The 3,083-nt window shown below is 27.5% G+C and carries 3 protein-coding genes and 1 tRNA gene; 1 reads left to right on the top strand and 3 read right to left on the bottom strand.

Annotation, left to right across the window (positions count from 1 at the left end; all coding sequences use genetic code 11):
• Positions 1 to 453: 453 nt before the first annotated feature.
• The gene (locus BUB63_RS12855; protein WP_084106797.1) at positions 454 to 1,554 is read left to right on the top strand and encodes an SLC13 family permease; all 1,101 of its coding nucleotides are present in this window, start codon (positions 454 to 456) and stop codon (positions 1,552 to 1,554) included.
• Here BUB63_RS12855 and BUB63_RS12850 read toward each other — a convergent pair.
• From BUB63_RS12850 to BUB63_RS12840, 3 genes are all read right to left on the bottom strand, one after another.
• A complete protein-coding gene (locus BUB63_RS12850; protein ID WP_073250368.1) occupies positions 1,479 to 2,075 on the bottom strand; it encodes a nitroreductase family protein in 597 nt (198 codons plus the stop codon). The genes BUB63_RS12855 and BUB63_RS12850 overlap by 76 nt on opposite strands.
• Before the next feature lie 19 nt (positions 2,076 to 2,094).
• Positions 2,095 to 2,652 carry a flavin reductase family protein gene (locus BUB63_RS12845; protein ID WP_027309421.1) on the bottom strand — a complete coding sequence of 186 codons (558 nt, stop codon included), beginning with the start codon at positions 2,650 to 2,652 and terminating at the stop codon, positions 2,095 to 2,097.
• Between the two features lie 336 nt (positions 2,653 to 2,988).
• Positions 2,989 to 3,064 (bottom strand) — tRNA-Gly (locus BUB63_RS12840).
• Between the last annotated feature and the right edge of the window lie 19 nt (positions 3,065 to 3,083).

Here is a 3,083-nt window from a genome sequence, read left to right as displayed (position 1 = left end):
CAGCGTTCGTCCTGAGCCAGGATCAAACTCTCATGTTATAACCTAGCTTCTTATTTGGTACGTTCGCTCTCGCTGTTCAGTTTTCAAGGACCGTTATCCTTAGCATTAATTAATATTAACACATTCAACTTATAATGTCAACTACATTTTTCGTCATCTTTCGTCGCCATCTCGCAGCGACTTTTGTATAATACCATCTTTATAGAAAAACATCATATTCGATATTCATTATTATAGCAAACTATATTATGAATTCTTTTATTATCTCTTTATTCCTCTAAATTTTATAATTCAATACGCACGGATATGTTGTAATAAATAAATTTGAACTATGATTTGTTATTTTAAAGTTATATAATTATTATTGGTCTATATTTTATTTATTGTATAAAACAAATTTAAATTCATATCTCAAATTAAATAAATTAATTGTAATTATAAGGAGGCTTTATTTTGATTAGGCAATTTATAAACAAAACTAAAGAGGACATTGTATTTTCTATCTCTTTAATTCTTGCTATAGTTACCTCTCTTTTTAATACACCTAAATTACACTACATAGACTTTAAGGTTTTGATTTCATTATTTAATCTTATGATTGTTATTGAATGCTTTGAAAAACAAAAATTATTGGAGATGATTTCTATCAGAATTTTAGACAAGTTTAAAAATGAAAGAAAGGTTTCTTTAGTGCTTATTTTGATTACATTTTTATTTTCTATGTTAATAACAAATGATGTTGCTCTTATAACATTCGTTCCACTTGCCCTTATAATTGCTAAAAAATCTAAAATAAATCCTATGGAGATAATTGTTCTTCAAACTTTATCTGCCAACATCGGAAGTAGTTTAACTCCTATGGGGAATCCCCAAAACCTCTTTATATATTCAAAGTATAATTTAAATTTAACTACATTTTTAAAAATAATGCTGCCTTTTGTTATATTAGGTCTATTTGTTTTAGTACTATTAAATCTATCTATTCCTAATAAAGATATATGTTTTCATATAGAAAAAGTGGAGATTAAAAATAAAAAAATAACATTTATTTTTGTTCTTTTATTTATTATAGTTCTTTTATCAATCTTTAATATAATAAACTACTATTTTGCCTTTTTAATAACAGTTATTATAACTTTTACTTTAGATAAAAAACTTTTTAAAGAAGTAGATTATGCTCTATTATTAACTTTTGTTTTCTTCTTTATATTTATAGGCAATCTTTCTAATATTGAAATTGTTAGAAACTTATTTATAAAAATTTTAAATAAACCAAAATCTACATTTATATCATCAATTACTTTAAGCCAATTTATTAGCAATGTTCCTTGTGCTATACTTCTTTCTGGATTTAGTAGCAACTATAAGGAATTACTTTTAGGTGTTGATATTGGAGGAATGGGAACATTAATAGCATCTCTTGCCAGCGTTATATCCTATAAATTTTATGCAAATGAGTATAAGCAAAATAAAAAAGTTTATTTAAAAAAATTTACAGTATATAACTTTAGTTTACTTGCATTATTTACTATAATATTTTGGTTTATAATATAAAAAGTGGCATAATGCCACTTTTTATATTTTTCAAATTTAACCCTATTTTCATCATATCTATCTATATACTTATTTTCCTCAATTGGATATCCAACGGGTACTATTGCAAATGCATCTATATTTTCAGGTAAATTGAATACTTCCTTTACATATTCCATTCTTTGCTTTAAAGGAGCAATACCAAGCCAAACAGCTCCAAGTCCTAAATATGTAGCTTCTAAAAGCAGGTTTTGCGTTGCTGCTGCCATATCCTGTTGCCAATACTCAGGATATTTCATATATTCTTTATTTGATAATAGAACAATTGCCACATTAGCATTTGCAACCATCTTTGAATATGGACTTACTTCAGAAAGCTTTTTTAATGTATCTTTATTCTTTACAACTATAAACTCCCAAGGTCTTTGGTTTCCTGCAGATGGTGCCTGCATAGCAGCCCTAAGAAGTTTTTCTATTTTTTCATTTTCAACTTCCCTATCTTCATATTTTCTTATACTTCTTCTATTAAATATAATTTCCACTTTATGCCCTCCTTTTAAATTACTTTTTATATTTTTCTCCCTCTTTCCAGCACTTTCCTATGACACTACCTATATTGAGATATTGTCTATTTGGCATTTCAAATAAAACCGGTTTAACCTTTGTATAATCAATTTTTCCTTTTTCATTTAGTACTTCTTCTTTAACATATGTATTGACAGGCTTTACAATAAAATTATCATGTGTATTTGTTTCATAATTATCTACAACTTCACATTCCATACAAACTGGAGCACTTTCTATTAAAGGCGCTCCCTCTAACTCACCTTTAAAATATTTAAAAACATCTTCTTTGCTGACTTTAGCTCCTGAAACAATGCCCACGTAGTCAGCCTCTATAAGCATATCTTCACTTATAATATTTATGGATAGTGTTTTATTTTGTTTTATTCCCTCATTGCTATAATGAATTTTATTCATGCTTATAAGCATTTTATCTACACCTATTATGCCTATATGTGCAATATTAATCCAATTAACCCTACCATTTATCTCCGTTCCTACTATTGTTACAGGAGTAGGATATAGACCAACAATAGCTCCTAAATTTTTATGCATAATTTTACCTCCATATGAAACAACTAATTATTTAAGTTATCTATACTAATCATTATTTGTTACTATTTAATATAATTATACATATACAATTATAACTTAACAATTAGTATCTATTGAATAAGTAACTATGCTAAGAGAAAGTAAACATATATTTAGTATAAAAATTTTCTATTTAAGTTGAAAATATTATACTTTAAATCATCCATATGTAATCTATTCTTCTAAAATCACTATAAAACAAAAAGGACAGTCATTCTAATCGAATACCCGCCCCAACTATTGACAAAGAGCCAAATAAAAACACCTGGTTGAAGTAATCAACCAGGTGTTTTTATTTGGAGCGGGAAACGGGACTCGAACCCGCGGCATTCACCTTGGCAAGGTGACGCTCTACCAACTGAGCTATTCCCGCATATAAAATTGGTGGCCAG

Source organism: Caloramator proteoclasticus DSM 10124 (genome assembly GCF_900129265.1).
Lineage (GTDB): Bacteria > Bacillota > Clostridia > Clostridiales > Caloramatoraceae > Thermobrachium > Thermobrachium proteoclasticum.
Note: the sequence above shows the minus strand (reverse complement) of the source record. Positions and strands in the feature narration are given on the sequence as shown.

Bases quoted from the DNA above. Each gene is read 5' to 3' on its own strand.
- BUB63_RS12845 (WP_027309421.1), bottom strand. From the start codon at position 2,652: ATGCATAAAAATTTAGGAGCTATTGTTGGTCTATATCCTACTCCTGTA.